Raw genomic sequence first — 25641 nt, 5'->3', positions numbered from 1 at the left:
ATTTCCTCGAATTAGCGCCAGTTGGCGGCCTGTTTAGGCTCATTTTCATTAGCAGCAAACCGCATTGCCGCCTCTTCCTGATCTATGCAAACGAAGTGGCCGTTCTTCCAGCCCATGTAAAAGGTTTTTGGCTGGCCTGACCGGTATTTCCCAACAATGATTTCAGCAATGCCACGCATGTTGCTGTGCTCGTTATAAACCTCATCGCGGTATGGGAAGATAATCACGTCAGCGTCTTGCTCAATTGACCCTGAGTCTTTCAAGTCAGCCAGTGTGGGCCGCTTATCAACTCGGGTTTCAACGCCTCGGTTTAGCTGTGAGAGAAGAATCACAGGAACTTTATTGCGGAGGCAGAACTGCTTGAGCTTGCGGGTGATCTCACCAATGGCGATATCATTTCGCTCTGCTTTGGGTTTATTTATCAGCCCGAGATAGTCGATAGCCAGAAAGCTAAGGCCGCCGTCCATGTTCATGCGTTCGGCGTGGGAGATAGCTTCATCGACCGTGAATGCTCCATCGATAACGTAGTTGTTCTCGTCTATCAACGTGCCGGTTGCGGCAGTTAGTCTGGTGTATTGCTCCTGAATCATGTTGATCGGGTTACGTAACACGCCAACTGACAACCCAGCACGATCAGCAACGTGGCGCTCAACAACCTGCATTTCTGACATTTCCATTGAAACCAACAGCCCTTTCCCCTTCTGCCGGCCGATTGAGTTAGCGATATTAATTGCCAGCTCAGTCTTACCCATACCCGGTCGCCCAGCTATGATGATTAAGTCAGTGCGGTCAAAACCGCCATATTCATCGTCCATCGGTTCAATGCCAGTTTTCAGATAGAGTCCAGACTCAGAACCTTGCATTCGCTTTTCTAGCACCTGCATGTAATCGTCAAGCATGTCACCCACTCGGCGAGGCACCTTGTCGTTAGTCTCAAACTGCAAGCGAGATACAATCCCTGACACTTCCGCTATGCACTCGTTGATATTGTGAGAGCCAGCACTGCGCAGGATCTCCGCTGCCCTGATGAATTCAGACTCACCCTTGCGTAGCATCCAACACTGACGAACGCGCTTGGCCCATGCCTTGATGTTTGCCGCAGACTTGCACCTCGAGGAAACTGTAAGAACCATTCCCTTGGTTGAGTCAGGAACCGCGTCCTGAATGGTAAACGGGTCGATTGGCTCACACTTGCTGAGTAGGGCAACGATCACTTTGTACATGCTGCGTAGGTGGAAATTCTCAAAAGCGTCAGCAGGAAGTTTGCCGGTGATTTCATGGCAGTCGATGTGATCGCCTTTGATAATCATCGACCCAATCAACTGCTCTTCAAAGTCGTAACTGTCCATCAGTCGTCTCTCCCTAATATTTCGTCAATCTTCTCTTGCCGCAGTGCGGTTTCGATCCCGTACTTTTTCCCGCTCGGATTGCTGCCCTTGGCCCACTCAGTAGGCTGGTAGCCAAACTCGATATAACCGTTGATCAGGGTGTCGACGTCGCGTGGCGTCCTACCAGTTTCATCACATTGCTTCAGGTGGGATGCCCACAGGCGCTTCAACCCATTTTCGGTAGTGGTCGTGATACTGAGTATTTTTGGGAGTCCGTGATTTTCGGCTTTGCAGTTCCAAGTATTCTTGAATCGGTCCCTATCGAACTCGGGCATTTTTGCTCGGGGGTTGGTTTTTTTAGCTCTTGGTTTTGTACCTGCCTGACGAGGGTTTTTCTTTTTCGATTTATCAACTTCATCCAAAACCGCATCGTGGGTTTGGGTAGTTGTTTTTACTGTCTTTGGAATAATGTCTATGGTGTCCCCCTGTTTTGAGGGATTGCTATCCCCTAAATTGAGGGATTTTTCATCCCCTATTTTGAGGGATTTAACCTCAATTTGAGGGAGCACCCATTCTGATACGTTTTTATTGATGCCAATCATCTGACCGACAGCAGTTAACACGTTCATTTTTATGAGTTGTACTCTGGTTTCACTAACCCGTTTCACCGGCAATTTTGCTATCCCAGATATTTGGGAGTTAGCAATTCTATCGCGTGGCTTATTCCATCCGTAGGTAAGCCGGATAACCGCAAGCAACACCTTGAATTGGCGTTTGGTAAAATCTGCGCCTGCAAGCTCTTCCAGAATCATTGTTGCCAGTCGGGTATACCCATCATCAAGATCGGCCACGCGACACTCCACGACCTCCAGATGAGGCCTGATAGGTGAGACATTGTTGTTATAATCGATAGCGTTACTCATTGGCCTTACCTCGAGTAGCTTTAAGCCCACGGAAAATCTCAGTGAACTTGTGACCGAATAAAGGGTTGTCCACGCAGACCATGACTAATTCGTCTGGCTTGGCGGATCGCTGCTGAGTAACCTCTCGCTGCTTTGCGTTAGTTTTCTTTCGCATGTATAATTACCTCTAGAAAGACATAGTTATCTGTTGTTCTGAAGCCTCGACTGCCATCGGGGCTTTTTGCTTTCCGGTCACCGCAATCACAGCCTGCCTTGCGATTTCCCTTATCACGCTCGTCTCCCATATCTTCTCCAGAAGAACAAACGTCACTGCCATGTCATGTACGTTTAACCGGCTTACCTTTGATTCGGCCCAGCCAGCCTCCCGCGCAAACTTGCTCTGGCCCTTGATAGCCATTCGGCTTCGTAGCTCAGATTCAACTTCCATAATTCTCTTGCTGTTACTTGCACGTTCCATTGCGTACTCTTCCCTTGTTAGATGTTGTTACGTGACAAAGCCGTAGCTAATGCCAATTGTGATTAGTTTTTTGTTGGTGCACTTTTCAGCGCTCGATTGAAGTGTTTAATGCGGGTGGTGATTAAGCAGCAGTAACTAGCTCTGGCCAGATTTTTTGCCAGTCGTTTGGGCGCAGGTCTTGACGGCTCACCACCCCACCAGTTGCAACCTCAATCTCCACACAGCGAGCGGGAGATATAGGTGACTGGCCTGAGGACATCTGTGAGAGGTATGAACTAGATACATTAATCTCACTTGCTAGCTTCTTGGCTCCACCACGTTCGAGTCGGTCGATATATTCTTTAAGTTCCATTTTTCACCTCACGAATAAAACATGAGTTTATTAAACACTAAACTAAACGTCAAGTGTTTGCTTGTTTATGAATTACTAATCAAAATGACAATATGGACATAAAAGACATCAGGCGCTTGCGCCTAAAAGAATGGTTTGCTGATAAATCTCTCCCAGAGAAAGAGAAGAGTTATTTATCTCAGTTGATTACTGGCAAATCTACATCGTTTGGCGAGAAAGCGGCGCGGCGGCTAGAAAGTACCTATGGGATGCCTGTGGGTCACCTCGATTCGGCTGTCGCACAAGAAAAGAGTAATGTCACGTTTATTGGCCCTCATGTGAAAGGAAATAAATATCCGTTAATCAGTTGGGTTAGCGCTGGCGCGTGGTGTGAGGCCATTGAACCTTACACGCTGAAGGATATTGATGAGTGGTTTGAGTCTGACGCCCGAATTGAAGGTAATGGATTTTGGTTGCGTGTTGAGGGTGATTCGATGACGGCTCCTACTGGGATCAGCATCCCGGAAGATACCCTCGTTCTTTTCGATACTGGAAGGGAAGCAAGAAACGGTAGTTTGGTGATTGCAAAATTGGAATCCGCGAATGAGGCCACCTTTAAAAAACTAATCATTGATGGTGGGTCCAAGTATTTACGAGGCCTTAATCCAGCATGGCCTCTTGTGCCAATCAATGGGAATTGCAAAATCATTGGCGTAGCTGTCGAAACAAAGTTGCGGTTGGTCTAATACCCTAACCCACTGCTAGCCCATAGAGGGGTGGGTGATACTAATTAAATAAGGATAAATTTCATGGAATCAGAAGACGGTAAAATTTTTATAGAGAAGTCTGAAAACTACACATCTGATTACTCAGAATCATTTGGGTATTCTACATTTGGGCCTGTGAGTAATAGAACATCGTCTATTAACTTTTTTAAAATGATCCCTGAATGGATTGAAGGAAGCGATGAAGAGGTATACATAAGGAAATACGTCTTTGCCACAGTGAAAATGGATGAAGAGATGGCTTTAAAGTTAGCAGACTTCATCTACGAGCAACACGAGACTGCAAAGAAAAAAGAAGAAGAAGAAAATGCAGACGAGTAAGTCAGCTAGCGCTTATTATGAGGACGAGCAGTATAAGAATATATGGGGCGCTAGCCAAGTGGCCACTACTTCTGCTAGGCTAGCTAAGAGTATAAGGTCAAATGACAGTTCAAAATTGAGTTCATCATTTAACCCAAACAGAGAGAATAAAACAGAAATAGTACATAGCAGCCAAGAGGCAATAATGAACAGTATCAGCAGAGAAGAAATCGATGCAAAACTTGGGCAAAATAAGGCCGAGGTGGATACTGTTGCTGCGGAAATGCGCCGTGAAATGGCTGAATTTAGAACTTTTCAGGCTCAACAGTTTTCTGTAATGAACATTGCCCTCAGTGATATAAAGTCTCAAATATCTGGCGTAAATGGCGAGATAAGCGGATTGAAAGGGCACATAGACGGACTGAAAACAACTTCAGCCACTGTGCAATGGATGATTGGTGCGGTTCTAGCCCTCCTAGCTATACTTTTGGCTTACCCACCAATACAACGATACATTGATTTAGATCAGAGAGCGGAGATCACTATACCCTCTCCACAGCAGCAACCACCACATCTTGCGCCTGATATTAAAGAGCCTACCGAAAGTAAAAAATAACCCGGCCCCGCTGCCGGGTTTTTTGTGCCTGTAATCTGACAATCTCACCACCCTACCCGCTTTAAACACTACTTACATCACACTTTTCTCGCCTGTTAGCCGGTGGGAATGGTCACGTCTGAATTATTTTCAAATTAAATTCACTTAACAATCATGTAAATAAAGTAAAGCATTCACTATTTGTTTATCATTTACTTGACGATTTAGTTTAGTGTTTAGTAAACTCATTCCATCAACACGGCAGGACGCCAAAAGTAAGACAGGAAGTTAAAACTCAATCGAGCGCTGAAAAGTGCAAATAACCAAACGAGATAGGTTTGGGATGTGGTGAATGCGCAGGCTGATGCGCACCATGATCGCAACGTAAGTCGCCCGGCGCAGTGATAGATGGTATGCGCGGCGTATGCCGTACAAGGTCTGGTTTAGTGCCATCCAGAATGCCGGAAAGAAAGCAGCACCGGCCACCACATCACCAAAGCTACCTCAGGAGAACAACATGATTAAGCCGCACACTATCAAAGAAAATTGCCGCAGCCGTCGTGATGCACAGCGTAAAGCAAAGCAACAGGCATATGCCAGCGCTAACCCTATGTCAGTTGGTCGCAAGTATCAGGTTAACGCTCAGTCAGTATCGTTGGTTAGACGCGCTGGCTACTCACCTGCCCCGCTACGGATGATTGCCAGAGCAGCGTTTGGTCGAGTTAAAGCGTACAAGATGCAGATTATTCGCGCTTCGTATCTCTTCGAATATGAGTTCAAGCGCAAACCGGTAATTGAGGGCGGATTGTGTTTGCCTGAAGTAGCTAAGTTTTCAGCAGGCTTCCGTAAGTCAGAATCATTAACAGCGAGGTAGGTATGAATATTGATGATTTAGTTGTAAAGGAAAGCAAGGAAAGCTTGATCCTTAAAAGCTTGCCACCAGAAGAGGAAGCAAGGCTTTTAGGAGTGATAAGGGATGTTATTGACGAAAGATTTAGAACACTTGAGACAGGATTGCGTCAATCACTTCTTGTCGCTTCTGAGCGTTGCTAGCGACAGATGAATTACCAAGAGTATTCATTGCCATGTTTCGTTCGATTGTTTTTAGCTTTATGTCTGCTTTTTGATTCGGCTGAAGCTGATTTATGACGTTAATCAGTATGTTTTTAAGTACTAAATTTTCAGCCTTAAGGTCATCAATTCGCTTATCCAAATCACTAACAATGAAGTCTGTCGTTTTATCCGACATCAAGAATATCCTTTTATTAACTGTGGAATAACCAACATATCAATTTCCTTTGACTGTGGAAAGCAGGGAAACCACGGCTGGGCGTGGGTAAATATCCCAGCACAAATTATAGAGGTCGCATAACGCGGCCTTTTTTATTGGCGGGTAAATGAGGAATGAATGATGGTGGAAATCAAAGAAACGAAGGATGTTTGGCTAACGGTTACCAATAGCGATTTAACAGAGGGGCGTGGGCGACCGGTGATCCTTTATGTGTGTGACAGCCCAGTAACAGCCACTCGACTTGGTAAAAAGAAGTCAGTTCAGGGAAGTGACGCCGACACCATCAAAGCAACAGCGGTAAAGGTTGGCACTCGCTGGCTAGTTCCTTGGGAAATCGTACCAGAAAGCGATGCAGATAAAGTGATTAGAAAAAAGAATGAGGCACTCGACCAGATTATCGAGAAGATGCGCGAAAAGGGATTTTCGTCAGATGAAATTGCTGCCTTAACAACTCGCTAACCCCTAGTGACCTTACCCCTGCCACTTAACCGGTGGCAGCAATAAGACCACTAGATGAGGTGATGTATGACAGAGGCAATTAAAACAGGCGGATTAGCATTTCCGTTTAATGACATTGGCGGGAATTGCGACCCCGGAATGACGCTCAGGGATTATTTTGCAGCCAAGTACATGCAGGGTGTAAGCGCGAACCCTGAAAGATTGTACAGAAACGATGACTTAGCAGAAGAAGCCTACCAGATGGCAGACGCAATGATTAAGGCGAGCAGGCTATCGCCACCCTGAAAGCGCTTATCAATAACCAAATTCCTCACACAAATATTCACTACTAATTAAACCGGAGTATCCCATGCATACCTTTTGTATAGCAGGGTGGCCTTGCGTGGGCTGCTCTGAGACTTTGCTCGACCGTATATTCCGCAACGCTAAGAACGCAGCTAAGCGGCTTATAGAAATACTTAATCAGCGAGATGAGCCATGAGAATAAAACCAAATGGTGACGGCACGGTTACCGCTTCTCAGGTGCACAACGGATTCAAAAAGCGTTACACAAAGTCATTCCCTGATACTGCGAAAGGCATTCATGACGCCTATTTGTGGTGCCGAATTATCTGGCTGGGCTGGGATGATTCACAAGACATGGAGTATGCGGCATGACACAGGAAGAGCGTTTTTACGCAGCACTCGAATCAGTCGCGTGGACACGACTGATAGCTGATCCGCGATTCACGGATGAAATGGCACAGATAGAAGCCAATGCAGATCATCGCACAAGTCAGCAGCAGCAAAGAATTCAGGAGGCACAACGTGGATTTGAATAAATTAGATGAGCCGTTCCCAGCCGCTGATATTGAGTGGCGAGTGCAGTCATGCGGGATAACCAAGGATGGTAAACCATGGGCCATGGTGCTGGCTTATGTTACCAACCGAGCAATTATGAAACGTCTTGATGATGTGTGCGGGAAAGAATTCTGGCGCAATGAATTTCAACCAGCGCCGGACAGTGGCGTCATGTGCGGCATATCAATCAAAGTTGGCGAAGAGTGGATCACCAAGTGGGACGCAGCAGAAAATACGCAGGTTGAGGCTGTAAAAGGTGGCATGTCAGGGGCAATGAAGCGTGCAGCTGTACAGTGGGGTATTGGGCGCTATCTGTACTCACTTGAGGAAGGATTTGCCGAAGTTAACATTGAAAAACAATTCGGATGGAATCGGGCAAAAACAAAAGAACAAAAAGTTATTTATTGGCGTCCACCTACTTTACCAGATTGGGCATTGCCGCAAAAACAAGAAACCAAGCAACAAAACAACACTCACACGACGCAGCAAAGAACGCCAGAACAGTACCTTGCCGACTTTACTGGTTGGGCTGTCTCGTGCGCCGATCAAATAGCTTTAAAAGATGCTTATGACGGCCTGTGCAAGCGACTAACACAACACCCTGAATTAGCTGACAAGGCCAATAAAGCATACCAAGACCAACTATCAGACTTAAACAAGGCGGCGTAATGGGACACACAATAACTATCAAGCTACAGAAACCAGCAAGGGAGTTTGCCGCTGGTGATTCCATAGGATTTGGAATACGCGGCGGGGTTCGCTACTACGATAGGAAGTCGCAGAAAAACGAATTCACCAACTATCAGGCTGTGATTTTTGCCAAGGAAGGCAAGCAAGCGGAGTTTTACAGGGAAGCGCTAACGGAGGGCGCTATCGTTGAGGTGTTCGGGGAAAGCATCAAGGTCGATGTTTACGATGGGCAAAATGGACAGTCCATCACCCTTGAACTAAACAATGCCAGATTGGGATTTATCGAAGCTGGCAATAAGCAGGGAAAATCGCAGCAGCAAGAATCAGGGAAGAGTTCAACGCCGCAAAATCAGCAGCAATGGGGTCAGCAACATGCACAGGGGCAACAGCAGGCGGCACACCAAAGCAGCGCCCCGCCGATGGACTTCGATGATGACATCCCCTTCTGACCGATAACCCCAGCAGGTAATCACCATGCAGCCAGAACAAATACTGGCCTGCCTCCGCGCCTATCCAGATGCATATATAACCTCATTCCACCGGTCAATTGGCAGCGTGGGGCGTGGTCGTTTGTCTGGTGGCGCTACTGGCGGGTGTACGTTGAATTATAAGGACTCATTCTACAAGGGATTGGGTGAGGGATTCGAAACGGTATCGGTACATGTTCCCCTGACGTATGTGCTTAACATGCGCCACCTGCTCACGGAAGAGCGCTGGGAGGCCAAAGAGATTTCAGCTAAAGGGATTATATACCGGCTCAAGCCAGAGTTCATGCCAGCCACCCCCACGCCGCTCTGCTCAACTAATGAAGAATTGATAGCGCGGCGTCAAGAATGCCTGCGACTGCTTTCGGCAGCCTAATTAATAAAATAAGGGAAATATCGTGAAAGACATCATGATCGACATCGAGACATTAGGCACCACGTACGGCTGCGCGGTCTTATCTATCGGCGCTGTTCGATTTGACCGAAATACTGGTGAGATTGGCGATAAGTTTTACGCAAGTATGGGTCAGCAAGCGCAAAAGTATGGTCATGCTTCTCAATCAACCCTGGATTGGTGGGAGCAGCAATCGCCAGAGGCAAAAGAAGCCGCATTTAGTGGTACGGAAGATCCGGTGGTTGTAGCAAATACCTTGGCGAGCGGAATTGATAAAAATGACTTGGTTTGGGGGAATGGCTCGATCTTCGATATCACAATTCTTGAAAGCTGGTTTGCGTCAGTTAACGTTGCCGTACCGTGGAAATTTTGGAATGTCCGCGACGTAAGAACGGTTGTTGATTTATCACCACTGAACGTTAAAGAATTCACTCGCGAAGGAATTCATCACAACGCGTTGGATGACGCAATCCATCAAGCAAAATATGTTTCAGCAATGATTCAAAGCCTCCGCGCTTAATTACCCAGCCTAATCCCCCACCCCATTACCGGCAGTCAATCTGCTGAGGAAACAGTTATGTCTGAAAATACTGATTATGAAACGTTAAAAGCTGAGCGCGATTCTGCACTCAATACTTGCTCACTGATTGCTGAGGCATTGGGTATTACCGGCGCGGTAGCAGGTGACACTATTGCCAAGGTTCAACAGTTGGTTAGTGAGAGTGCGGCGCTGAAGGCTGAAAATTGCATTCAGGATTTCATCATCGCAGCAGTTAAAGATTTAGTCCGCGAAAGCGATGGCGTTACAGGCTGGCACCGTAACAGTGACGTTGCCACATGGGATGAAGTTCTGCCGGAGTTATCCCATAGCGATAAACCAGCCACCACTCAGGCGCTTAACGAGATAAAGGCGCTGGGTGTTGAAGAGTTATCCGAATGGTCTCTCAAAGCTAATAACGGCTTTGGTATTGATGTTACACCAGAAGAGATAGCCTTATTCGCCGCCAGCCTGAGGGGTAACAGCTGATGAATAACATCGAAGAATTTATCGGTCAGTCACGAATCAAAGAAATCTCCCGTGGTTCCGCTCCGCTAATTGGTGAGAAAGAACGGCTAGCACTGACGGCTATGTACTGGCATCAAGAGCACCAAGCAGCAGTAGAAGCATTTCAAGAAACTGGGCGTAATTTATTGTTGGCCCAGGAGCAAATTACTGGGCTGCTAGCCCAACTGGAAGCGGCACAGAAAGAGCGTGATGAATTCCGGCTGGCTTTTCAGCAGAACGAGCAGGCAAAACAGGAGTTATTCGCACAAAAAGACCTCTTAATTACAGCAAGTCTGAATATTTCGCGCCGCGCCGAGAAAGCAGAAGCCGAGTTATCAGCGGCAAACGCTAAGCCCAAACCAATATCATTCGATGAACTAGCAGATAGAGTTCAGTTTGTTACGGGCAGCATCCGTATGTCGTTTGACCCCTTGAACTGCAAGGGCCATCAAATTGTACCGTTTATGAATTTCAATTCATTATTACGCATCGTTGAAATGTATCGAACTACTGAAACATATCACCTAGCCGGTGTGGTAATGCGACCTCAGTTTGAGAAGCCGCTCGAACGTTGCGCCGCTGCCCGTGATGGCGAGTGTCACCACAAAGACTGCCCGCAACTGAGAGACAACGAGCCAATGGCTACAGGACGCCATTGCCCTATTGATAACTGGGATGATGAGTGATGCAGAAATTAAAATGTCGCCGCTGTCGGAAGACTCACGCTAAAGATGAGCTGGTAGGAAAGCGGAATAAAAGCGGTTGGACGGATAATTGCTGCCCTAATTGTGGCTGCAAAACATTCACGTTAGTAGAGGGGAATGCAGATGCTGAGTGAAGAATTGGAATTTACCCGCCAGCCTGACGGTGGTCTTGCAGACCAGATTGAGGTACTCGAAGCATTCGCAGATGGTGATGCCGACAACACCGAGTTACTTATGCTTCTCATTGAACTGCGTTCACTGCGTGAGCAACTTGCAGAGTTGAAAGCGTTGCCGCCGATAGGTCAGATAGTGCTGGGTGATTATGATTCTGACGGCACACGAACGGCCCGAGTGGTTTGCCTACATGACCAGGCTGATTGGGATAACTTTCAAGACGGCACCCTGTTATTCACAGAAGCCAAGCCAGCGGAGGACTAATGCTAATCGGCTTTGTTCTTCTCATTACTTCATGCTTTAACGATAGTTGCAACGCCATACCAGCCACAGAAGATATCTACCCTACTCAATCCGAATGTTTGACCATTTCAACGCTGATTAAAGAGCGCAGGCCTAGCGCTGTTCTCATGTGCAGCGAAGTGTATCGCTAACTCGCTTTAACCCCACCACGGAACGACAGAAACGGATTTCACTATCTGGAGTATCCCCATGGCTATTTCAATGCTCCCCGTTGAGCGCAAATTCCCGCTGCCCGCTGAATTAACGGGCCGAATCAATGACCTTATTCGCGAGTATGACGGTGAAATAGGTCTCAGTGAGGTGCTTGGCGTGCTGGAAATCGTCAAGTTTGGATTGCTGAACCAACAAACAAATGAGGTGGCGTAATGTGCGACGAAATCGACCAAGCTCAAAAACTTGAGCAACTAAACATTGATATTGGTATCGCGAACCGCAAGCCGACAATGACGTTTACGGGCCGCTGCCACTTCTCAGAATGTCGCCAGCCGATTGCTCGCGGTCTGTTCTGTGATTCTGGGTGCCGTGATGATTTTGAAATCGATGAGCGGCGCAAGGGGATGGCGGCATGAGTAGAGGAACGATTATTTGCCTGTGCGACCTAACAGGGATAATGGCAGGGCCATGGGTGGCGGCTGGCTATGATGCAATTTTAATTGACCCTCAACACATAGAGAAAAGTAACCAGGCGGGAATACGAAAGTGGCCAGACACAGTCCTGACGGCTGCTGCCGCTCTGGGTGATGTTATCCGGAATGAAAAAATCGTGTTTGTTGCAGGATTTCCACCATGTACGGACGTAGCTGTAAGTGGTGCTGCTCACTTCGAAAAGAAACGCAATGCGGATACTCATTTTCAGGCTAAGGCCGCACTTATTGCCGAGCAATGCAGGATGGTTGGTGAAATTACCGGCGCACCATGGTTCTTCGAAAATCCAGTAAGTGTTTTCAGTGGGATATTCGGGAAGCCAGATTTCATCTTTAATCCGAGCGACTACGGTGGTTATCTACCAGTTGATGACGTTCATCCAACCTATCCCGATTACATTGCCCCGCGTGATGCCTATCCCAAGAAAACATGCCTATGGACCGGTGGAGGGTTTGTTATGCCAGATAAGTTGCCAGTTCCTGTTCCTGAGGGTTATTCAACTCAGCACCTTAAATTGGGTGGAAAGTCAGATCGAGTGAAGAACATTCGAAGCGCCACGCCCCGAGGTTTCGCTGAAGCGGTTTACCAGGCTAACGCTCCGCATCTTAAAGCAGTAAAGGAGGCGGCATGAGTGATTTTGGCGGCAGCCACACACCGGACAACCTGAAAGATTTATGGATGACACCTACCGACATATTCACCGCTCTGGATATTGAGTTTGGCTTTTACCTAGATGCGGCAGCCAGCCATAAGAGCGCTCTGTGCGCCAGATATCTAACAGAGCAAGGCGATGCACTTATTAGTGCATGGGAAAGTTACGGGGCCATCTGGTGCAATCCACCCTACTCCGATATTTCACCATGGGTAACCAAGGCCGCTGAGCAATGTAAGCAGCAACTCCAAACCGTGGTGATGCTTGTCCCCGCTGACTCATCTGTCGGTTGGTTTAGCCAAGCACTGCAATCAGTCGATGAGGTGCGATTCATTACTGATGGCCGTATATCGTTTCTGCGTTCTGACACTGGCAAGCCAATCAACGGTAACAACAAAGGTTCGCTGTTATTCATCTGGCGGCCATTCATCAAACCTCGCTGCATGTTCACAACAGTTAAACGCGATGAGCTGAAGGCGATCGGGCAGGAAATATTAACCGAGAGTAAAGCAGCATGAAACGACTCAAATTATCAACGGAAATATTGGTAGCGATAATCCTCACCCTCTTCTCTATGTGCATGATTATCTATGTGATAGGTGATGCTATGAAGGGAGTTTACCAATGATGCAATGGATGATGTTGTCTGGCTCCGTCAGTGATTTCATCGGAGCGCCGCATTGGGCTAAGCGGCTTGGCGTGGTTCGCGGAACCGGGCAAAAACTCTGGTGGGATGGGATGCGGAAGTATCAGGACCGCGAGCAGCTACTCGATGCGTACACATCTGACTTTGATGAGTGCGTGGATGTCTTGGCGGAGCGGCGACTGGTTCCGATTGATGAGGCAATGCCGAAATGGAAGCCACAATAGAGAATGCTATCAGGTCTGTCGCCAAGGATGCGCTTACTGAAATAAGAGAGGTTAAAGAGAAATACCCAATTCAAGAACACGATAAGCACTTCACCGAAATCCTCGACCGCCACGCAAAAAAAATCACCGGCCTACCGCCGACAACTTTCCCAGCAAAGCGCTGGTTGAGTTATTACGTCCGTCAGATTGATAAAGAGATAAGAGGCCAGTTATGAAAATTAGCCTGAAAGAATGGAATGAACAACGAGACAGGCCGAGATCAATGAAGCAAATATATAGATGGGTGGAAGCGGGAAAAATATACCCTCCACCGGAACGAGTAGGAAAAGAGTACGAAGTTGAATCAACCGCAATATATAGAAACCCCGCAGATAGAACCAATCCAATACCCACAAACAACTTAATATCAAGGATTAGAAATGGCAGCAAGAAGGCGATCCGCCGCACTGCGTGATTTGCCACCGAATTTATACGTTCGCAACGGTGGTTATTACAGCTATAAAGACCCAAGGACGGGTAAAGAATTCGGCCTTGGGCGAGATAAGCGCTCAGCAATAAATCAGGCCGTCGAGGCTAACATGCAGCTAATGGATTCAGGTACATCGGCAAGGCTTGTTGATCGCATCAATAGCGTTGCTGTTGTCACCGTATCAGATTGGGTTAAAACGTACACAACCACGCTAAGCAAAAGAGGATTAAAAAGCAAAACACTCCTTGGCTATCACAGCAGATTGGATGTCATCGACGATTTATTCTCCACAAGGCCGATCGAGAGCATTAGCACTAAAGATGTCGCAACACTTCTTAACGATTACACGAATAATGGAAAGGCCGCTTCTGCTAAATTGATGCGGTCATTTCTTACTGATTTTTTCAGGGAAGCAATATCGGAGGGAGTTATTGATATTAACCCTGTAGACGCAACCAAAAACCCAAAAATAGAAGTGAGACGAGCTAGGTTATCACTCGATAATTTCCTAGCCATCAGAGCGGCGGCAGGAGACATGCCGAGTTGGGTTGTCGATAGTATGGACCTAGCAATAATAACAGGGCAGCGGGTCGGCGATGTGCGCAAAATGAAGTGGACAGATATCAAGGATGATAAATTGTTTGTTGAGCAAGAAAAGACAGGGATGAGGATCGTCATTCCATTTGATGTTAAGCTAGATACCCTTTCGCTGTCTTTGCGTGATATCATCTCGCGCTGCGAAAATCGGCCAATCAAAGGTGAGACGATAATTTCATCTGAAAAGGGCGAGGCATTTGCAGATAAAACGCTAACTAAGCGATTTGCCAGAGCGAGAGATTTAGCAAACATTACTTGGGAAGGCGTCAATCCACCTCCGTTTCATGAGATAAGAAGCTTGGCTTCTAGGCTCTACGAAAAGGAAAAGGGAGAGGCTTTCTCTCAAAAAATCCTCGGGCATAAATCCGCACAAACAACCGATAAATATCGTGATGTTCGTGGAAGTGAATGGATCGAGATAGAAGTGTAGTGAACGAATTTCGAATAATTTCGACCTGCACAGTGTAACCAACTGATTAAATTAGAAAAAATTAAGGGGAACCTTTGCAAGGTAAAGCGCTCCAAGAATTTGTTATCGACAAGCTCGATGATTTGAAAGGCCAAGACATTATCACTATAGATGTCCAAGGTAAGTCCAGTATCACTGATTGCATGATCATCTGCACCGGTACGTCTACCCGCCATGTTATGGCACTGGCAGACAATCTGGTACAGGAATCCCGTGTTGCAGGCATGATCCCACTGGGTGTTGAAGGTCAGGGTGTCTCTGACTGGGTTGTAGTTGATCTGGGCGAAGTGATTGTCCACGTGATGCAAGAAGAGAGTCGCCGTCTGTACGAACTGGAAAAACTCTGGAGCTAAGCGGTGAAACTGCAACTGGTAGCCGTCGGCACTAAAATGCCAGACTGGGTGCAGACAGGTTTTATCGATTACCTGCGCCGCTTTCCCAAAGATATGCCCTTCGAGCTGGTAGAGATACCGGCAGGTAAGCGGGGCAAGAATGCGGATATCAAACGCATTTTGGAAAAAGAGGGCGAGCTAATGCTGGCGGCGGTTGGCAAGAACAACCGCATTGTCACGCTGGATATCCCAGGCACTCCCTGGGAGACCCCGCAATTAGCGCAGCAATTAGAACGCTGGAAGCAGGATGGCCGTGATGTCAGTCTGTTGATTGGCGGGCCTGAGGGGTTAGCCCCGGCCTGTAAAGCTGCCGCAGAGCAGAGCTGGTCGCTCTCTCCGCTAACGCTACCCCATCCTTTAGTGCGTGTTTTAGTGGCCGAGAGTCTCTACCGCGCCTGGAGTATTACGACCAATCACCCTTATCACCGGGAATAAGCGGGCGATGAACCTGAGTAAAATGATGGCCTTAAATAAAGTGCTGGTTTTGGACCAAATGAAGTAGCTGCGGGATGAAAAAAGAACCCAACTCTTTTCGCGACTATTCGGCTGAGTCAGCCTTATTTGTCCGCCGCGCCTTGGTGGCTTTCCTCGGTATCCTGCTACTAAGTGGGGTATTGGTCGCAAACATGTACAATTTGCAGATAGTGCGTTTCGAAGACTATCGCACCCGTTCCAATGAAAACCGCATCAAGCTGGTCCCTATTGCCCCTAGCCGTGGCATGATATTTGACCGCAACGGCACCCCACTGGCGATGAACCGGACCATTTATCAGTTAGAATTGATGCCGGAAAAAATCGAAGATCTCCCCGCCACGCTCAATGCACTACGCCCGATAGTGGATCTGACGGATGAGGATATCGCCAACTTTGAAAAAGAACGTAAGCGCTCACGTCGCTTTACCTCTATTGCGGTTAAAACACCGCTGACCGAGGTTCAGGTCGCTCGCTTCGCCGTAAACCAATTCCGCTTCCCCGGTATTGAAGTCAAAGGCTATCAACGCCGCTTCTATCCGTATGGCTCTGCCCTAACTCACGTTATCGGTTATGTTTCCAAGATTAACGATAAAGATGTCGAACGGTTGGATAAAGAGGGCATTCTTGCTAACTATGCTGCAACCCACGATATCGGCAAGCTCGGTATTGAGCGTTATTATGAATCCGTCTTGCACGGCAAGACCGGTTATGAAGAGGTTGAAGTCAATAACCGTGGCCGGGTAATTCGTCAGTTGCATGAGCAGCCGCCGCAAGCCGGTAAAGATATCTATCTGACACTCGATTTGCACCTACAAACCTATATTGAACAATTACTTAGCGGTAGCCGTGCTGCGGTAGTGGTCACTGACCCACGTACCGGCGGTATCTTAGCCTTGGTGTCGAATCCAAGTTATGACCCGAATCTGTTTGTCGATGGCATCACCAGCAAAGATTATCAGGGGCTACTGAACGATCCTAACCGCCCGCTGATTAACCGCGCCACTCAAGGCGTTTACCCACCGGCGTCGACGGTAAAACCTTATATCGCCGTGTCTGCACTGAGTGCCGGTGTGATCACCAGAAATACCAGTCTGTTTGACCCCGGCTGGTGGCAGTTGCCTGGCTCGGAAAAACGCTTCCGCGACTGGAAAAAGTGGGGCCATGGTCGGTTGAATGTCACCAAGGCTCTGGAGGAGTCGGCGGATACCTTCTTCTATCAGGTGGCTTATGACATGGGGATTGACCGTTTGTCCGCATGGATGACCAAGTTCGGTTACGGTGAATATACCGGCATTGATTTATCCGAAGAGCGAGCCGGTCTGATGCCGACACGTGAATGGAAACAAAAACGCCATAAAAAACCTTGGTATCAAGGGGATACCATCCCTGTAGGTATCGGCCAAGGTTATTGGACAGCCACCCCTATTCAGATGGCAAAAGCGTTGATGACACTGATTAATGATGGGGCGGTTAAAACACCACATCTGTTGCAAAGTACTCGTATTGATGGCGTATTAGTGCCCTACAAACAAGAAGACACCACGCAAATTGGTGATATTCATTCAGGCTATTGGGAAATCGCCAAAGATGGCATGTATGGTGTTGCCAATCGTCCTAACGGGACGGGTCGTAAGTTCTTTGAAGGCGCGCCGTATAAGGCTGCGGCAAAATCAGGGACGGCACAGGTTTACAGCTATGAAACCTATAATGCGCACAAAGTCGCAGAGCACTTACGTGACCACAAATTGATGGTGGCCTTTGCCCCTTACGAAAACCCAACAGTCTCTGTCGCCATGATTTTGGAAAATGGTGGCGCAGGGCCTGCGGTAGGTACCATTACTCGCCAAATCCTCGACCACATTTTGTTAGGTGATAACAATACTGAATTACCGGATGCGGCCCCTCTTCCTCCGGGTGTAGAAGCAGATTAGCTGAAGTGGATTAAGGTAACTCATGACTGATAATCAACAAAAAGGCTCTTTGTGGTACAAAATGCACATTGACCTGCCGTTTCTGCTCTGCGTCCTGGCGCTGCTGGCTTATAGCGCTTTCGTGATGTGGAGTGCGAGCGGGCAGGATATTGGCATGATGGAGCGCAAGGTTGGCCAAATTGCCATGGGTCTGGTTGTCATGTTGGTGATGGCACAGATACCGCCACGCGTCTATGAAAGCTGGGCGCCCTACCTCTATTTCGTTTGCGTGATATTACTGGTCTTGGTTGATGCTTTTGGCCAAATCAGTAAAGGGGCGCAGCGCTGGTTGGATTTGGGCTTTATCCGCTTCCAACCCTCTGAAATTGCTAAAATTGCGGTACCATTGATGGTGGCACGGTTTATGAACCGTGACGTCTGCCCGCCTTCACTGAAAAATACCGGCATCGCGCTGATTTTAATCTTTATGCCGACCTTACTGGTGGCCGCTCAACCGGACCTTGGCACATCAATCCTGATTGCGGCCTCAGGTCTGTTTGTCCTGTTCCTTTCGGGCATGAGCTGGCGCTTAATCGCTATTGCTGCCGTTTTGGTCGCTGGGTTTATTCCTATTTTGTGGTTCTTCCTGATGCATGGCTATCAGCGGGACCGCGTGATGATGCTGCTGGACCCGGAGAGCGATCCGCTCGGCGCGGGTTATCATATTATTCAATCTAAAATTGCGATTGGTTCAGGTGGGTTATCGGGCAAAGGCTGGCTGCATGGCACTCAGTCACAGCTGGAGTTCCTACCGGAGCGCCATACCGACTTTATCTTTGCCGTGCTGGCGGAGGAGTTGGGTCTAATTGGCTTCCTGGTTCTTTTGGCGCTTTATCTGTGCCTGATCATGCGCGGTCTGGTGATTGCAGCCCATGCACAAACCACCTTTGGCCGTGTTATGGTCGGGGGATTAATGCTGATACTATTTGTTTATGTGTTTGTTAACATAGGCATGGTCAGTGGAATTTTACCTGTGGTTGGCGTACCTTTGCCTTTGGTCAGCTACGGAGGCTCGGCGCTGATAGTTCTGATGGCCGGGTTTGGTATCGTGATGTCGATACATACTCATCGAAAAATGTTATCTAAGAATTTATAGAGGTGAGCAATGCGTAAGGAATGGCTTTGGATCGGCATCGCAGGCGTACTGTTATCAGCATGTACCAGTCAGCCTCCGGCACCCCAACAACAAGTGCAGCAGACGTATAACGGCCCAGTAGTCGAGATCGGCGGCGCCGAACCGCGCTACGAGCCTTTCAATCCTAATTTTAATCAGGATTATAAGGTTAATGGGCAGTCCTACAGCATCATCCAAGATCCACAAAACTTCACTCAGATCGGCCTGGCTGCCTGGTATGGTGAAGAAGCCAACGGCAACACCACAGCCACGGGCGAAACCTTTGATCCCAATGCCTTAACCGCCGCCCACCCGACATTGCCAATCCCAAGTTATGTCCGAGTGACCAACGTCAGCAATGGCCGCCAAATTGTGGTGCGAGTGAATGACCGTGGCCCATACACCCCAGGGCGGGTGATTGACTTATCCAAAGCGGCCGCCGACCGCCTGAATATCTCAAATAACACCAAGGTGAAGATTGATTTCATCAATGTCGCACCAGACGGTTCGCTCTCTGGCCCCGGCATGGTGGGAACCACTATCGCCAAGCAGAGTTATGCTCTGCCAAGCCGCCCAGACTTAGGCTCCAGCGGGATGGGTACACCAATACAGCAGGATGCCCCCGCAGTCAGTGCTCCGGTGCGCCCTATCGATAATAGTCGTTTGTCTGGCGCTGATGCCACACAGCCAGTCGCGCCACAAAGCAGCGGCTTCCTGCGTGCATCAACCCCGGTACCTGCTGGCGTACTGGAAGGTTCAGAAGCCGCCACGACGTCACCCTCAGCGATGAGTTCAGGGTCCGTCAGTCCACCGGTTGTTGCCAACCCTGACCCAGTGACGTCATCAGTCGCCGCAGCATCCACTGCCACAGCAACATCAGGCGGCTATGTGGTACAGGTCGGTGCATTGAGCGATGCTCAGCGAGCACAAACTTGGCAGCAAAGCTTGAGCCAACGTTTCGGTGTACCGGGTAAAGTGGCAACCAATGGCAGTGTACATCGTGTCCAGCTTGGGCCGTTTAGCAGTCGTCAACAGGCCATTGAACTACAACAACGCCTGTCGAGCGAAGCACAGCAGCAGTCATTTGTGGTTGCAGCACCCTAAAATGTACATAACTTGTAGCAATTTAGGGCTGATCTCATAAAGAAAACCGTAACCGACTGTACAAACAGGATGTTACGGTTAAAAGCATAAACGCCGCATTGGTGTATCCCAAACTGATTAGCATTGAAGCAAGGCAGCAAACGAGCGAATCCCGATAATCTGGCTCAAGTCAATAATTCGGGTGAGTGAGGGCCGCTAACACAGCTACAACGCCAATTGAACAGGGTATGTTATAGTGTGGCACGTTCTTAACTTACTCCCACGGATGTTGTTGTCCTGATCATGAAATATGTAACTACTTCTCGCATTATCAAGAGCCTGGCGCTCGGCACTGTTATTGTTATGAGCGCAGCCTCTGCTGCAAACGCTGATGACGTCAATCTGAAAACCATGATCCCCGGCGTGCCACAGATCGACGCGGAAGCCTATATTCTGATTGATTACAACTCCGGCAAAGTATTGGCAGAAATGAATGCTGATGCGCGCCGCAACCCAGCCAGTTTGACCAAAATGATGACCAGCTATGTTATCGGTCAGGCGATCAAAGCGGGTAAAATCGGGCCGGAAGACATGGTTACTGTGGGCAAAGATGCCTGGGCAACCGGTAATCCGGAATTCCAAGGCTCCTCGTTGATGTTCCTGAAACCTGGCGACCGCGTTCCGGTATCTAAACTGACCCGTGGTATCAACCTGCAATCGGGTAACGATGCTTGTGTTGCTATGGCCGATTACGTCGCTGGCAGCCAAGACTCATTCGTTAACCTGATGAATAACTACGTTAACGCGCTGGGCCTGAAAAATACCCATTTCAAAACCGTGCACGGTTTAGATGCTGATGGTCAATTCAGTTCGGCGCGCGATATGGCGCTGATTGGTCAGGCACTGATTCGTGATGTGCCAGATGAGTATGCTATCTACAAAGAGAAAGAGTTCACCTTCAACAATATCCGCCAGATGAATCGCAACGGTTTATTGTGGGATACCAGCTTGAATGTTGATGGTATCAAAACGGGTCATACTGCCTCTGCTGGCTATAATCTGGTGGCTTCAGCCACTGATGGGCAAATGCGTTTGATCTCAGCAGTGCTGGGTGGTCGCACCTATAAAGGCCGCGAAACTGAAAGTAAAAAACTGCTGACATGGGGCTTCCGTTTCTTTGAAACTGTGGCACCCCTGAAAGTCGGTAAAGAGTTTGCTTCAGAGCCAGTCTGGTTCGGTGACAGTGACCGTGTGCAGTTGGGCGTTGATAAAGACGTTTACCTGACAATCCCACGTGGTCGCATGAAAGACCTGAAAGCCAGCTATGTACTGAATACACCTGAAATTCATGCTCCATTGGCGAAAAATCAGGTGGTTGGGATGATTAACTTCCAGTTAGATGGCAAAACTATCGACCAACGCCCACTGGTGGTGATGAACGAAGTGAAAGAAGGCGGGATCTTTAGCCGCATGGTGGATTACATCAAGCTGATGTTCCATCGCTGGTTTGGCTAATCGGCTGGTGCTTGAAAGCCAGAAAATTGCCCCCACATTATAAATAATATAAAACTCCCGCTCCGGCGGGAGTTATAATTTATAGCCGGATGCACTTTATCATTCGGCTACACAACCCAGGAGCGCACATGAAAACTAAACTGCACGAACTGCTTGAGTTCCCTTGTTCTTTTACCTACAAGGTAATGGGCATTGCTGAACCTCAATTGGTTAACCAGGTGGTTGAAGTGGTACAGCGCCATGCTCCGGGTGACTATTCCCCGCAGGTAAAACCGAGCAGCAAAGGCAACTATCACTCCGTTTCCATCACCATCACCGCCACCCATATTGATCAGGTGGAAACACTGTACGAAGAGTTAGGCAAGCTAGAACTGGTGCGGATGGTGCTGTAACCGGCACGTTTTGCGACAGGCAAAATATCCAATCTACTCAGATTATGACCCGGACTGGTGATTCCCACTCCGGGTCTTATTTTTGCCCTCTCGCCCACTTAGCGCGCCGTCAAACCTCATACTTCGCCATTAAGCTTATTTTTTAAATCTCAATCCGAGCTTGCTGACTAACCTCATTTATAGCTCGGTGACTGGCGGGGCGACTGCATCGATGGTGCGCTCCGACGGCTTACACCGTGGCGACCCATTCGGCATATTTCCCTGCCAATCAACTTTGTCAGCACTCTGCTCCTACTTTTTAAGTGCCAAAATAGTGGCCCCACACAACGGGACTGGTATACTGACGCCACCATTTCTGTAACCAGATGATGCCTCGCTTGCAACAACACAAGATCATTTTACGTCAGCTGGGGTTACAACCCTACGCCCCCGTATCCCAAGCTATGCATAACTTCACTGAGTTTCGCACTGATACTACGGCGGATGAAATTTGGCTGGTTGAGCATCAGCAAGTCTTTACTCAGGGTCAGGCAGGAAAAGCTGAACATGTTCTGATGCCCGGCGATATTCCGGTTATCCAAAGTGACAGGGGCGGCCAAGTGACCTACCACGGTCCTGGGCAGCAGGTCATGTATGTCATGATTGACCTTAAACGCGCCAAAATGGGCGTGCGGCAGTTAGTGACTGCGATTGAGAATACAGTGATACAGACACTGACCTCTTTTGGCATTGATTCACAAGCCCGTGCTGATGCACCCGGCGTCTACGTGGGTCAGCAGAAGATATGTTCACTGGGGCTACGTATCCGCAGGGGGTGCTCGTTTCATGGTCTGGCACTCAATATCGCCATGGATCTGGAACCCTTCCAGCGCATTAATCCCTGTGGCTATGCGGGCATGCAAATGACTCAAGTCAGTGCGTTAAAAGCGGGCACCACCGTTGCTGATATCCAGCCAGTATTAGTGCGTGAATTCACCCGCCAGCTAGATTACCCAGACGCAGAGCTGCACCCTTGGTCATTGACTGATTATCTATCCTCTGACGCATTGTAAGTTCTCCAACTGCCGTCATAACAACTTCAAGTAAGAAGAATAAATTGGAGCTGAATGCGGTGGGGTAAAGATGATATAATTTTTAAACAATTTTCAAATATTTTTTAACGAACGCTGCATCACGTTGAATTTAATGAAAAATCTCAAATTGAGAGATTCAGAACTGGAACCTGCACGATTATGAGTAAACCGATTCAGATGGAACGCGGCGTAAAATACCGTGACGCAGATAAAATGGCGTTAATCCCGATTAAAACCGTGGTTACCGAACGTCAGGAGCTGCTGCGTAAACCCGAATGGATGAAAATCAAACTCCCTGCCGACTCCAGTCGTATTCAGAGCATTAAGGCTGCAATGCGCAAGAATGGTCTGCACTCGGTTTGCGAAGAAGCCTCCTGCCCTAACCTGTCTGAGTGCTTCAACCACGGTACTGCGACCTTTATGATCCTCGGCGCGATTTGCACCCGCCGTTGCCCATTCTGCGACGTGGCACATGGCCGTCCAGTTGCACCTGATGCCAATGAGCCGGAAAAACTGGGTCAGACCATTCAAGACATGGGCTTACGCTATGTCGTGATCACCTCGGTTGACCGTGATGATCTGCGTGATGGTGGTGCTCAGCATTTTGCTGATTGTATCTCCGCTATTCGTGCCAAGAACCCAACCATTAAGATTGAAACGCTGGTGCCTGATTTCCGTGGCCGTATGGATCGCGCATTAGAGATTTTGACGGCGACACCACCCGATGTGTTTAACCATAATCTGGAAAACGTTCCACGGGTCTATCGCCAAGTGCGTCCCGGGGCTAACTACGAGTGGTCGCTCAAGTTATTGGAACGCTTTAAAGAAGCGCATCCTGATATTCCAACCAAGTCTGGTTTGATGGTCGGTCTGGGTGAAACCAATGCTGAAATCGTTGAAGTGATGCGTGATTTACGCCGTCACGGTGTCACCATGTTAACACTAGGCCAATACTTACAGCCTAGCCGTCACCATTTGCCGGTACAACGTTATGTCAGTCCTGCTGAGTTTGACGAAATGAAAGCGGAAGCAATGGCGATGGGATTTACTCATGCTGCCTGTGGCCCGTTTGTTCGATCTTCTTACCACGCTGACCTGCAAGCAAAAGGGTTAGAAGTAAAATAAACAAATTGGGCCTGAACATCCATTCAGGCCCAATATGACTGAAATAACTTATTACACCTTATACAGCAGACAGTCAAAAACGGATTTCCATTGGAGATCCGTTTTTTGTTATCAGGCACACTATTATTGGCGATAACAATCTGGCTAATGTAAGATCGTTTTTTCGTGTTAGCCAGGATACCGGCTAAGCCCGATGCAGCAATCAGTCTTTGTGCTCGATCGGTGGTGCTGTTTTGGTTTCAGTTGCCGCTTTGGACTCAGCAGTGGTACCCGCTGCGGGCGCATCATCATTACCCATGGCTTTTTTGAAACCTTTTAAGGCTGCACCCAAATCCGCACCCAGCGTGCGTAATTTGCTCGTCCCAAACAACAACACAATCAATATACCAACGACCAACAATTTGGTAATGCTGAGACCTTCCATATATACCTTCTTGATGAGAGTTCTGTTCATTAAATCGTGGACTATTTACGAATAAATTTCCGATTAAAACAACAGTAATATGTAACAGATTTCGTTAGTGAACTATGATTTAGTCAAGAGTCTATTCTCACTCATTTTGACTCATTCCGGATGAGACATTGCCGTTAACATCCCCCCAAAGCAAAAAAATGAGGGAACCGCCAATTGCCTTATTCAAGTAGAATAAATACCCGTCGATCGGGATTAAGCTTTGCTAAAAGGACTTATTTACCCCGAGCATTTGGCTTAGGCATTGGCATGTTATGTGTCAGCTCGGTGCTCTACACTCAGAATGCGCCACTGTGGCTATGGATAATGCTCGCGCTCAATGGATTTGTCTGGCCACATATCGCCTATCTGCTCGCTTCACGTTCTGAAGAGCCATTTGAGCAAGAAATACTCAACATGAAAATTGACTCAGCTCTGGGTGGAGTTTGGGTAGCAATAATGTCGTTCAATGCGCTGCCATCCGTTGTTATTTTATCAATGATGAGTATGAACAATATTGCTTCAGGCGGCAAAAACGTGTTTTGCAAAGGACTAGCATTACAAATTGCCTGTAGCTTATTAACCGCATGGATCTTTAATTTGCCCTTTCAACCAGAAACCTCGCCACTTCAGGTTTATGCCTGCCTACCGATGATAATCGTCTACCCTTCCCTACTCGGATTAGTGACTTATCGAACCGCAAAACGCCTGGCTGAAAATAAAGAAGAGCTATTACGCATCAGCGTCAGAGATGGATTGACTGGGCTCTATAACCGCAGACATTGGGAACATCAGTTACATAATCAATTTGACAGTTGTCGACGTTATCAACACGGTGCCACACTGATTTTACTTGATATTGATAACTTCAAATCTATTAATGACACTTTTGGTCATGCAGTCGGTGATGATGCTATTACCGTCCTTGCCGAAGAGTTATTACTGGGGCTACGGGCCATTGATATTGTGGGCCGCTATGGTGGCGATGAATTTGGCGCTATTTTGCCAAATACAACAGCCGAGCAAACGCGGGAAGTATTAACACGAATTCAGGAAAAGCTAGCCGATATCGTTTTTGCGCAGGCGCCGTCCCTGCAACTTAAAGTCAGCGCCGGTATTGCCGATTATCGGCATGACATGATTAACTATCAGCAATGGTTGAAAGCCGCCGACTCTGCACTCTATCTGGCAAAAGATAATGGCCGTAATCGCATTGAATTAGCGAGCTAATCAGTTGCAGACGGCA

The 25641-nt window shown here is 48.0% G+C and carries 41 protein-coding genes; 34 read left to right on the top strand and 7 right to left on the bottom strand.

Annotated elements, in window-relative coordinates; all coding sequences use genetic code 11:
• Window positions 1-11: 11 nt before the first annotated feature.
• The 4 genes from ACZ76_RS14755 to ACZ76_RS14740 form a co-directional block, all read right to left on the bottom strand.
• Window positions 12-1349 carry a replicative DNA helicase gene (locus ACZ76_RS14755; protein WP_048619605.1) on the bottom strand — a complete coding sequence of 446 codons (1338 nt, stop codon included), beginning with the start codon at window positions 1347-1349 and terminating at the stop codon, window positions 12-14.
• A complete protein-coding gene (locus ACZ76_RS14750) occupies window positions 1349-2140 on the bottom strand; it encodes a replication protein (protein ID WP_235428229.1) in 792 nt (263 codons plus the stop codon). The genes ACZ76_RS14755 and ACZ76_RS14750 overlap by 1 nt, the downstream gene beginning before the upstream one ends.
• 277 nt (window positions 2141-2417) lie before the next feature.
• Window positions 2418-2708 (bottom strand): CII family transcriptional regulator, encoded by a 291-nt coding sequence (locus tag ACZ76_RS14745; protein ID WP_048619603.1) that lies wholly within the window; start codon window positions 2706-2708, stop codon window positions 2418-2420.
• A 121-nt stretch (window positions 2709-2829) separates the two neighbouring features.
• Entirely contained in the window at window positions 2830-3060 is a 231-nt protein-coding gene (locus tag ACZ76_RS14740; protein ID WP_048619602.1) for a transcriptional regulator, read from the bottom strand.
• A gap of 92 nt (window positions 3061-3152) precedes the next feature.
• Between ACZ76_RS14740 and ACZ76_RS14735 the strand changes: the two genes are divergently transcribed.
• The 3 genes from ACZ76_RS14735 (at window position 3153) to ACZ76_RS17995 (ending at window position 4740) form a co-directional block, all read left to right on the top strand.
• Window positions 3153-3785, top strand: a complete 633-nt coding sequence (locus tag ACZ76_RS14735) for a LexA family protein (RefSeq protein WP_048619601.1) — start codon at window positions 3153-3155, stop codon at window positions 3783-3785.
• A 63-nt stretch (window positions 3786-3848) separates the two neighbouring features.
• The gene (locus ACZ76_RS14730) at window positions 3849-4145 is read left to right on the top strand and encodes a hypothetical protein (RefSeq protein WP_048619600.1); all 297 of its coding nucleotides are present in this window, start codon (window positions 3849-3851) and stop codon (window positions 4143-4145) included.
• A 184-nt stretch (window positions 4146-4329) separates the two neighbouring features.
• The gene (locus tag ACZ76_RS17995) at window positions 4330-4740 is read left to right on the top strand and encodes a hypothetical protein (protein ID WP_144413922.1); all 411 of its coding nucleotides are present in this window, start codon (window positions 4330-4332) and stop codon (window positions 4738-4740) included.
• A 267-nt stretch (window positions 4741-5007) separates the two neighbouring features.
• Here ACZ76_RS17995 and ACZ76_RS14720 read toward each other — a convergent pair whose 3' ends face one another.
• The gene (locus ACZ76_RS14720) at window positions 5008-5172 is read right to left on the bottom strand and encodes a hypothetical protein (RefSeq protein ID WP_156312869.1); all 165 of its coding nucleotides are present in this window, start codon (window positions 5170-5172) and stop codon (window positions 5008-5010) included.
• A 64-nt stretch (window positions 5173-5236) separates the two neighbouring features.
• On the opposite strand from ACZ76_RS14720, the gene ACZ76_RS14715 reads away from it, so the two are divergent.
• Window positions 5237-5593, top strand: coding sequence for a transcriptional antitermination N peptide (locus ACZ76_RS14715; RefSeq protein WP_048619598.1), 357 nt, complete (start codon window positions 5237-5239; stop codon window positions 5591-5593).
• A gap of 120 nt (window positions 5594-5713) precedes the next feature.
• On the opposite strand, the gene ACZ76_RS14710 is transcribed toward ACZ76_RS14715, so the two are convergent.
• Window positions 5714-5968 (bottom strand): hypothetical protein, encoded by a 255-nt coding sequence (locus tag ACZ76_RS14710; RefSeq protein WP_048619597.1) that lies wholly within the window; start codon window positions 5966-5968, stop codon window positions 5714-5716.
• Between the two features lie 159 nt (window positions 5969-6127).
• Between ACZ76_RS14710 and ACZ76_RS14705 the strand changes: the two genes are divergently transcribed.
• The 29 genes from ACZ76_RS14705 to lipA all read left to right on the top strand — a co-directional run bounded on the left by ACZ76_RS14705 (window position 6128) and on the right by lipA (window position 23944).
• A complete protein-coding gene (locus tag ACZ76_RS14705; RefSeq protein ID WP_048619596.1) occupies window positions 6128-6469 on the top strand; it encodes a hypothetical protein in 342 nt (113 codons plus the stop codon).
• A 66-nt stretch (window positions 6470-6535) separates the two neighbouring features.
• Window positions 6536-6754, top strand: coding sequence for a hypothetical protein (locus tag ACZ76_RS14700; RefSeq protein ID WP_048619595.1), 219 nt, complete (start codon window positions 6536-6538; stop codon window positions 6752-6754).
• A gap of 64 nt (window positions 6755-6818) precedes the next feature.
• Complete coding sequence (locus tag ACZ76_RS19240; protein ID WP_144413920.1) at window positions 6819-6950, top strand: protease FtsH-inhibitory lysogeny factor CIII; 132 nt, start codon at window positions 6819-6821, stop codon at window positions 6948-6950.
• Entirely contained in the window at window positions 6947-7126 is a 180-nt protein-coding gene (locus ACZ76_RS14695) for a DUF5444 family protein (RefSeq protein WP_048619594.1), read from the top strand. The genes ACZ76_RS19240 and ACZ76_RS14695 overlap by 4 nt, the downstream gene beginning before the upstream one ends.
• On the top strand, window positions 7123-7290 hold the full coding sequence (locus ACZ76_RS19335) for a hypothetical protein (RefSeq protein WP_155411013.1): 168 nt from the start codon (window positions 7123-7125) through the stop codon (window positions 7288-7290). Before ACZ76_RS14695 ends, ACZ76_RS19335 begins: the two co-directional genes overlap by 4 nt.
• Window positions 7277-7978: a Rad52/Rad22 family DNA repair protein gene (locus ACZ76_RS14690; protein WP_048619593.1), complete on the top strand. Its 702-nt coding sequence runs from the start codon at window positions 7277-7279 to the stop codon at window positions 7976-7978. The genes ACZ76_RS19335 and ACZ76_RS14690 overlap by 14 nt, the downstream gene beginning before the upstream one ends.
• Window positions 7978-8448, top strand: coding sequence for a single stranded DNA-binding domain-containing protein (locus ACZ76_RS14685; protein ID WP_048619592.1), 471 nt, complete (start codon window positions 7978-7980; stop codon window positions 8446-8448). The genes ACZ76_RS14690 and ACZ76_RS14685 overlap by 1 nt, the downstream gene beginning before the upstream one ends.
• 25 nt (window positions 8449-8473) lie before the next feature.
• Entirely contained in the window at window positions 8474-8860 is a 387-nt protein-coding gene (locus ACZ76_RS14680; protein WP_048619591.1) for a hypothetical protein, read from the top strand.
• A 22-nt stretch (window positions 8861-8882) separates the two neighbouring features.
• Entirely contained in the window at window positions 8883-9398 is a 516-nt protein-coding gene (locus tag ACZ76_RS14675) for a 3'-5' exonuclease (RefSeq protein WP_082146927.1), read from the top strand.
• A 57-nt stretch (window positions 9399-9455) separates the two neighbouring features.
• Window positions 9456-9905, top strand: a complete 450-nt coding sequence (locus ACZ76_RS14670; protein WP_048619590.1) for a hypothetical protein — start codon at window positions 9456-9458, stop codon at window positions 9903-9905.
• Window positions 9905-10609 carry a hypothetical protein gene (locus tag ACZ76_RS14665; RefSeq protein WP_048619589.1) on the top strand — a complete coding sequence of 235 codons (705 nt, stop codon included), beginning with the start codon at window positions 9905-9907 and terminating at the stop codon, window positions 10607-10609. The genes ACZ76_RS14670 and ACZ76_RS14665 overlap by 1 nt, the downstream gene beginning before the upstream one ends.
• 141 nt (window positions 10610-10750) lie before the next feature.
• Window positions 10751-11065, top strand: coding sequence for a hypothetical protein (locus ACZ76_RS14660; RefSeq protein WP_048619587.1), 315 nt, complete (start codon window positions 10751-10753; stop codon window positions 11063-11065).
• 228 nt (window positions 11066-11293) lie between these two features.
• Entirely contained in the window at window positions 11294-11470 is a 177-nt protein-coding gene (locus ACZ76_RS19420; RefSeq protein ID WP_164971240.1) for a hypothetical protein, read from the top strand.
• Window positions 11470-11673 (top strand): hypothetical protein, encoded by a 204-nt coding sequence (locus ACZ76_RS14655; RefSeq protein ID WP_048619585.1) that lies wholly within the window; start codon window positions 11470-11472, stop codon window positions 11671-11673. Before ACZ76_RS19420 ends, ACZ76_RS14655 begins: the two co-directional genes overlap by 1 nt.
• A complete protein-coding gene (locus ACZ76_RS14650; RefSeq protein WP_048619584.1) occupies window positions 11670-12380 on the top strand; it encodes a hypothetical protein in 711 nt (236 codons plus the stop codon). The genes ACZ76_RS14655 and ACZ76_RS14650 overlap by 4 nt, the downstream gene beginning before the upstream one ends.
• Window positions 12377-12919 carry a phage N-6-adenine-methyltransferase gene (locus tag ACZ76_RS14645; protein ID WP_048619583.1) on the top strand — a complete coding sequence of 181 codons (543 nt, stop codon included), beginning with the start codon at window positions 12377-12379 and terminating at the stop codon, window positions 12917-12919. The genes ACZ76_RS14650 and ACZ76_RS14645 overlap by 4 nt, the downstream gene beginning before the upstream one ends.
• Window positions 12920-13028: 109 nt before the next feature.
• Window positions 13029-13271: a hypothetical protein gene (locus ACZ76_RS14640; RefSeq protein WP_144413919.1), complete on the top strand. Its 243-nt coding sequence runs from the start codon at window positions 13029-13031 to the stop codon at window positions 13269-13271.
• Entirely contained in the window at window positions 13256-13486 is a 231-nt protein-coding gene (locus ACZ76_RS14635; protein ID WP_048619580.1) for a hypothetical protein, read from the top strand. Before ACZ76_RS14640 ends, ACZ76_RS14635 begins: the two co-directional genes overlap by 16 nt.
• Window positions 13483-13725, top strand: a complete 243-nt coding sequence (locus ACZ76_RS19780; protein ID WP_071840509.1) for an excisionase — start codon at window positions 13483-13485, stop codon at window positions 13723-13725. The genes ACZ76_RS14635 and ACZ76_RS19780 overlap by 4 nt, the downstream gene beginning before the upstream one ends.
• Window positions 13691-14767 carry a tyrosine-type recombinase/integrase gene (locus tag ACZ76_RS14630; protein ID WP_048619579.1) on the top strand — a complete coding sequence of 359 codons (1077 nt, stop codon included), beginning with the start codon at window positions 13691-13693 and terminating at the stop codon, window positions 14765-14767. The genes ACZ76_RS19780 and ACZ76_RS14630 overlap by 35 nt, the downstream gene beginning before the upstream one ends.
• Before the next feature lie 74 nt (window positions 14768-14841).
• The gene (rsfS, locus tag ACZ76_RS14625) at window positions 14842-15159 is read left to right on the top strand and encodes a ribosome silencing factor (protein WP_048619578.1); all 318 of its coding nucleotides are present in this window, start codon (window positions 14842-14844) and stop codon (window positions 15157-15159) included.
• Between the two features lie 3 nt (window positions 15160-15162).
• Window positions 15163-15633, top strand: coding sequence for a 23S rRNA (pseudouridine(1915)-N(3))-methyltransferase RlmH (gene rlmH, locus ACZ76_RS14620; RefSeq protein WP_004390602.1), 471 nt, complete (start codon window positions 15163-15165; stop codon window positions 15631-15633).
• A 74-nt stretch (window positions 15634-15707) separates the two neighbouring features.
• On the top strand, window positions 15708-17603 hold the full coding sequence (mrdA, locus tag ACZ76_RS14615) for a peptidoglycan DD-transpeptidase MrdA (RefSeq protein WP_048619577.1): 1896 nt from the start codon (window positions 15708-15710) through the stop codon (window positions 17601-17603).
• A 22-nt stretch (window positions 17604-17625) separates the two neighbouring features.
• Complete coding sequence (gene mrdB / locus ACZ76_RS14610; protein WP_048619576.1) at window positions 17626-18738, top strand: peptidoglycan glycosyltransferase MrdB; 1113 nt, start codon at window positions 17626-17628, stop codon at window positions 18736-18738.
• A gap of 9 nt (window positions 18739-18747) precedes the next feature.
• Window positions 18748-19860 carry an endolytic peptidoglycan transglycosylase RlpA gene (gene rlpA / locus ACZ76_RS14605; RefSeq protein ID WP_048619575.1) on the top strand — a complete coding sequence of 371 codons (1113 nt, stop codon included), beginning with the start codon at window positions 18748-18750 and terminating at the stop codon, window positions 19858-19860.
• A 282-nt stretch (window positions 19861-20142) separates the two neighbouring features.
• A complete protein-coding gene (dacA, locus tag ACZ76_RS14600) occupies window positions 20143-21354 on the top strand; it encodes a D-alanyl-D-alanine carboxypeptidase DacA (RefSeq protein WP_048619574.1) in 1212 nt (403 codons plus the stop codon).
• Window positions 21355-21482: 128 nt separating this feature from the next.
• Window positions 21483-21746 carry a DUF493 family protein YbeD gene (gene ybeD / locus ACZ76_RS14595; RefSeq protein WP_048619572.1) on the top strand — a complete coding sequence of 88 codons (264 nt, stop codon included), beginning with the start codon at window positions 21483-21485 and terminating at the stop codon, window positions 21744-21746.
• A gap of 365 nt (window positions 21747-22111) precedes the next feature.
• Window positions 22112-22798 carry a lipoyl(octanoyl) transferase LipB gene (gene lipB / locus ACZ76_RS14590; protein ID WP_048619571.1) on the top strand — a complete coding sequence of 229 codons (687 nt, stop codon included), beginning with the start codon at window positions 22112-22114 and terminating at the stop codon, window positions 22796-22798.
• A 180-nt stretch (window positions 22799-22978) separates the two neighbouring features.
• The gene (gene lipA / locus ACZ76_RS14585) at window positions 22979-23944 is read left to right on the top strand and encodes a lipoyl synthase (protein WP_048619570.1); all 966 of its coding nucleotides are present in this window, start codon (window positions 22979-22981) and stop codon (window positions 23942-23944) included.
• Between the two features lie 202 nt (window positions 23945-24146).
• Here lipA and tatA read toward each other — a convergent pair whose 3' ends face one another.
• Window positions 24147-24368 carry a Sec-independent protein translocase subunit TatA gene (gene tatA, locus ACZ76_RS14580; protein ID WP_048619569.1) on the bottom strand — a complete coding sequence of 74 codons (222 nt, stop codon included), beginning with the start codon at window positions 24366-24368 and terminating at the stop codon, window positions 24147-24149.
• Between the two features lie 297 nt (window positions 24369-24665).
• Between tatA and ACZ76_RS14575 the strand changes: the two genes are divergently transcribed.
• Entirely contained in the window at window positions 24666-25625 is a 960-nt protein-coding gene (locus ACZ76_RS14575) for a diguanylate cyclase (RefSeq protein ID WP_412179158.1), read from the top strand.
• Window positions 25626-25641: the final 16 nt, after the last annotated feature.

This window comes from Yersinia aleksiciae (genome assembly GCF_001047675.1).
GTDB lineage: Bacteria > Pseudomonadota > Gammaproteobacteria > Enterobacterales > Enterobacteriaceae > Yersinia > Yersinia aleksiciae.
The sequence above is the reverse complement of the archived record's forward strand: the minus strand, read 5'-3'. Positions and strand labels throughout refer to the sequence as shown.

Excerpts from the sequence above, each read along its gene's own strand:
- ACZ76_RS14755 (WP_048619605.1), bottom strand. The coding sequence starts at position 1,349 with ATGGACAGTTACGACTTTGAAGAGCAGTTGATTGGGTCGATGATTATC.
- ACZ76_RS14735 (WP_048619601.1), top strand. The coding sequence starts at position 3,153 with ATGGACATAAAAGACATCAGGCGCTTGCGCCTAAAAGAATGGTTTGCT.
- ACZ76_RS14685 (WP_048619592.1), top strand. The coding sequence starts at position 7,978 with ATGGGACACACAATAACTATCAAGCTACAGAAACCAGCAAGGGAGTTT.
- ACZ76_RS14575 (WP_412179158.1), top strand. The coding sequence starts at position 24,666 with ATGTTATGTGTCAGCTCGGTGCTCTACACTCAGAATGCGCCACTGTGG.
- ACZ76_RS14715 (WP_048619598.1), top strand. The coding sequence starts at position 5,237 with ATGATTAAGCCGCACACTATCAAAGAAAATTGCCGCAGCCGTCGTGAT.
- lipB (WP_048619571.1), top strand. The coding sequence starts at position 22,112 with ATGATGCCTCGCTTGCAACAACACAAGATCATTTTACGTCAGCTGGGG.
- ACZ76_RS14630 (WP_048619579.1), top strand. The coding sequence starts at position 13,691 with ATGGCAGCAAGAAGGCGATCCGCCGCACTGCGTGATTTGCCACCGAAT.
- mrdA (WP_048619577.1), top strand. The coding sequence starts at position 15,708 with ATGAAAAAAGAACCCAACTCTTTTCGCGACTATTCGGCTGAGTCAGCC.
- ACZ76_RS14750 (WP_235428229.1), bottom strand. The coding sequence starts at position 2,140 with ATGATTCTGGAAGAGCTTGCAGGCGCAGATTTTACCAAACGCCAATTC.
- ACZ76_RS19420 (WP_164971240.1), top strand. The coding sequence starts at position 11,294 with ATGGCTATTTCAATGCTCCCCGTTGAGCGCAAATTCCCGCTGCCCGCT.
- ACZ76_RS14635 (WP_048619580.1), top strand. The coding sequence starts at position 13,256 with ATGGAAGCCACAATAGAGAATGCTATCAGGTCTGTCGCCAAGGATGCG.
- mrdB (WP_048619576.1), top strand. The coding sequence starts at position 17,626 with ATGACTGATAATCAACAAAAAGGCTCTTTGTGGTACAAAATGCACATT.
- ACZ76_RS14650 (WP_048619584.1), top strand. The coding sequence starts at position 11,670 with ATGAGTAGAGGAACGATTATTTGCCTGTGCGACCTAACAGGGATAATG.
- ACZ76_RS14680 (WP_048619591.1), top strand. The coding sequence starts at position 8,474 with ATGCAGCCAGAACAAATACTGGCCTGCCTCCGCGCCTATCCAGATGCA.
- ACZ76_RS19780 (WP_071840509.1), top strand. The coding sequence starts at position 13,483 with ATGAAAATTAGCCTGAAAGAATGGAATGAACAACGAGACAGGCCGAGA.
- lipA (WP_048619570.1), top strand. The coding sequence starts at position 22,979 with ATGAGTAAACCGATTCAGATGGAACGCGGCGTAAAATACCGTGACGCA.
- ACZ76_RS14645 (WP_048619583.1), top strand. The coding sequence starts at position 12,377 with ATGAGTGATTTTGGCGGCAGCCACACACCGGACAACCTGAAAGATTTA.
- dacA (WP_048619574.1), top strand. The coding sequence starts at position 20,143 with ATGAAATATGTAACTACTTCTCGCATTATCAAGAGCCTGGCGCTCGGC.
- ACZ76_RS14745 (WP_048619603.1), bottom strand. The coding sequence starts at position 2,708 with ATGGAACGTGCAAGTAACAGCAAGAGAATTATGGAAGTTGAATCTGAG.
- ACZ76_RS19335 (WP_155411013.1), top strand. The coding sequence starts at position 7,123 with ATGACACAGGAAGAGCGTTTTTACGCAGCACTCGAATCAGTCGCGTGG.
- ACZ76_RS14655 (WP_048619585.1), top strand. The coding sequence starts at position 11,470 with ATGTGCGACGAAATCGACCAAGCTCAAAAACTTGAGCAACTAAACATT.
- ACZ76_RS14695 (WP_048619594.1), top strand. The coding sequence starts at position 6,947 with ATGAGAATAAAACCAAATGGTGACGGCACGGTTACCGCTTCTCAGGTG.
- ACZ76_RS14665 (WP_048619589.1), top strand. The coding sequence starts at position 9,905 with ATGAATAACATCGAAGAATTTATCGGTCAGTCACGAATCAAAGAAATC.
- ACZ76_RS14640 (WP_144413919.1), top strand. The coding sequence starts at position 13,029 with ATGCAATGGATGATGTTGTCTGGCTCCGTCAGTGATTTCATCGGAGCG.
- ACZ76_RS14700 (WP_048619595.1), top strand. The coding sequence starts at position 6,536 with ATGACAGAGGCAATTAAAACAGGCGGATTAGCATTTCCGTTTAATGAC.
- ACZ76_RS14710 (WP_048619597.1), bottom strand. The coding sequence starts at position 5,968 with ATGTCGGATAAAACGACAGACTTCATTGTTAGTGATTTGGATAAGCGA.
- ybeD (WP_048619572.1), top strand. The coding sequence starts at position 21,483 with ATGAAAACTAAACTGCACGAACTGCTTGAGTTCCCTTGTTCTTTTACC.
- ACZ76_RS14660 (WP_048619587.1), top strand. The coding sequence starts at position 10,751 with ATGCTGAGTGAAGAATTGGAATTTACCCGCCAGCCTGACGGTGGTCTT.
- tatA (WP_048619569.1), bottom strand. The coding sequence starts at position 24,368 with ATGGAAGGTCTCAGCATTACCAAATTGTTGGTCGTTGGTATATTGATT.
- ACZ76_RS14720 (WP_156312869.1), bottom strand. The coding sequence starts at position 5,172 with ATGGCACTAAACCAGACCTTGTACGGCATACGCCGCGCATACCATCTA.
- ACZ76_RS14670 (WP_048619590.1), top strand. The coding sequence starts at position 9,456 with ATGTCTGAAAATACTGATTATGAAACGTTAAAAGCTGAGCGCGATTCT.
- ACZ76_RS19240 (WP_144413920.1), top strand. The coding sequence starts at position 6,819 with ATGCATACCTTTTGTATAGCAGGGTGGCCTTGCGTGGGCTGCTCTGAG.
- ACZ76_RS14730 (WP_048619600.1), top strand. The coding sequence starts at position 3,849 with ATGGAATCAGAAGACGGTAAAATTTTTATAGAGAAGTCTGAAAACTAC.
- rlpA (WP_048619575.1), top strand. The coding sequence starts at position 18,748 with ATGCGTAAGGAATGGCTTTGGATCGGCATCGCAGGCGTACTGTTATCA.
- ACZ76_RS17995 (WP_144413922.1), top strand. The coding sequence starts at position 4,330 with ATGAACAGTATCAGCAGAGAAGAAATCGATGCAAAACTTGGGCAAAAT.
- ACZ76_RS14705 (WP_048619596.1), top strand. The coding sequence starts at position 6,128 with ATGATGGTGGAAATCAAAGAAACGAAGGATGTTTGGCTAACGGTTACC.
- ACZ76_RS14740 (WP_048619602.1), bottom strand. The coding sequence starts at position 3,060 with ATGGAACTTAAAGAATATATCGACCGACTCGAACGTGGTGGAGCCAAG.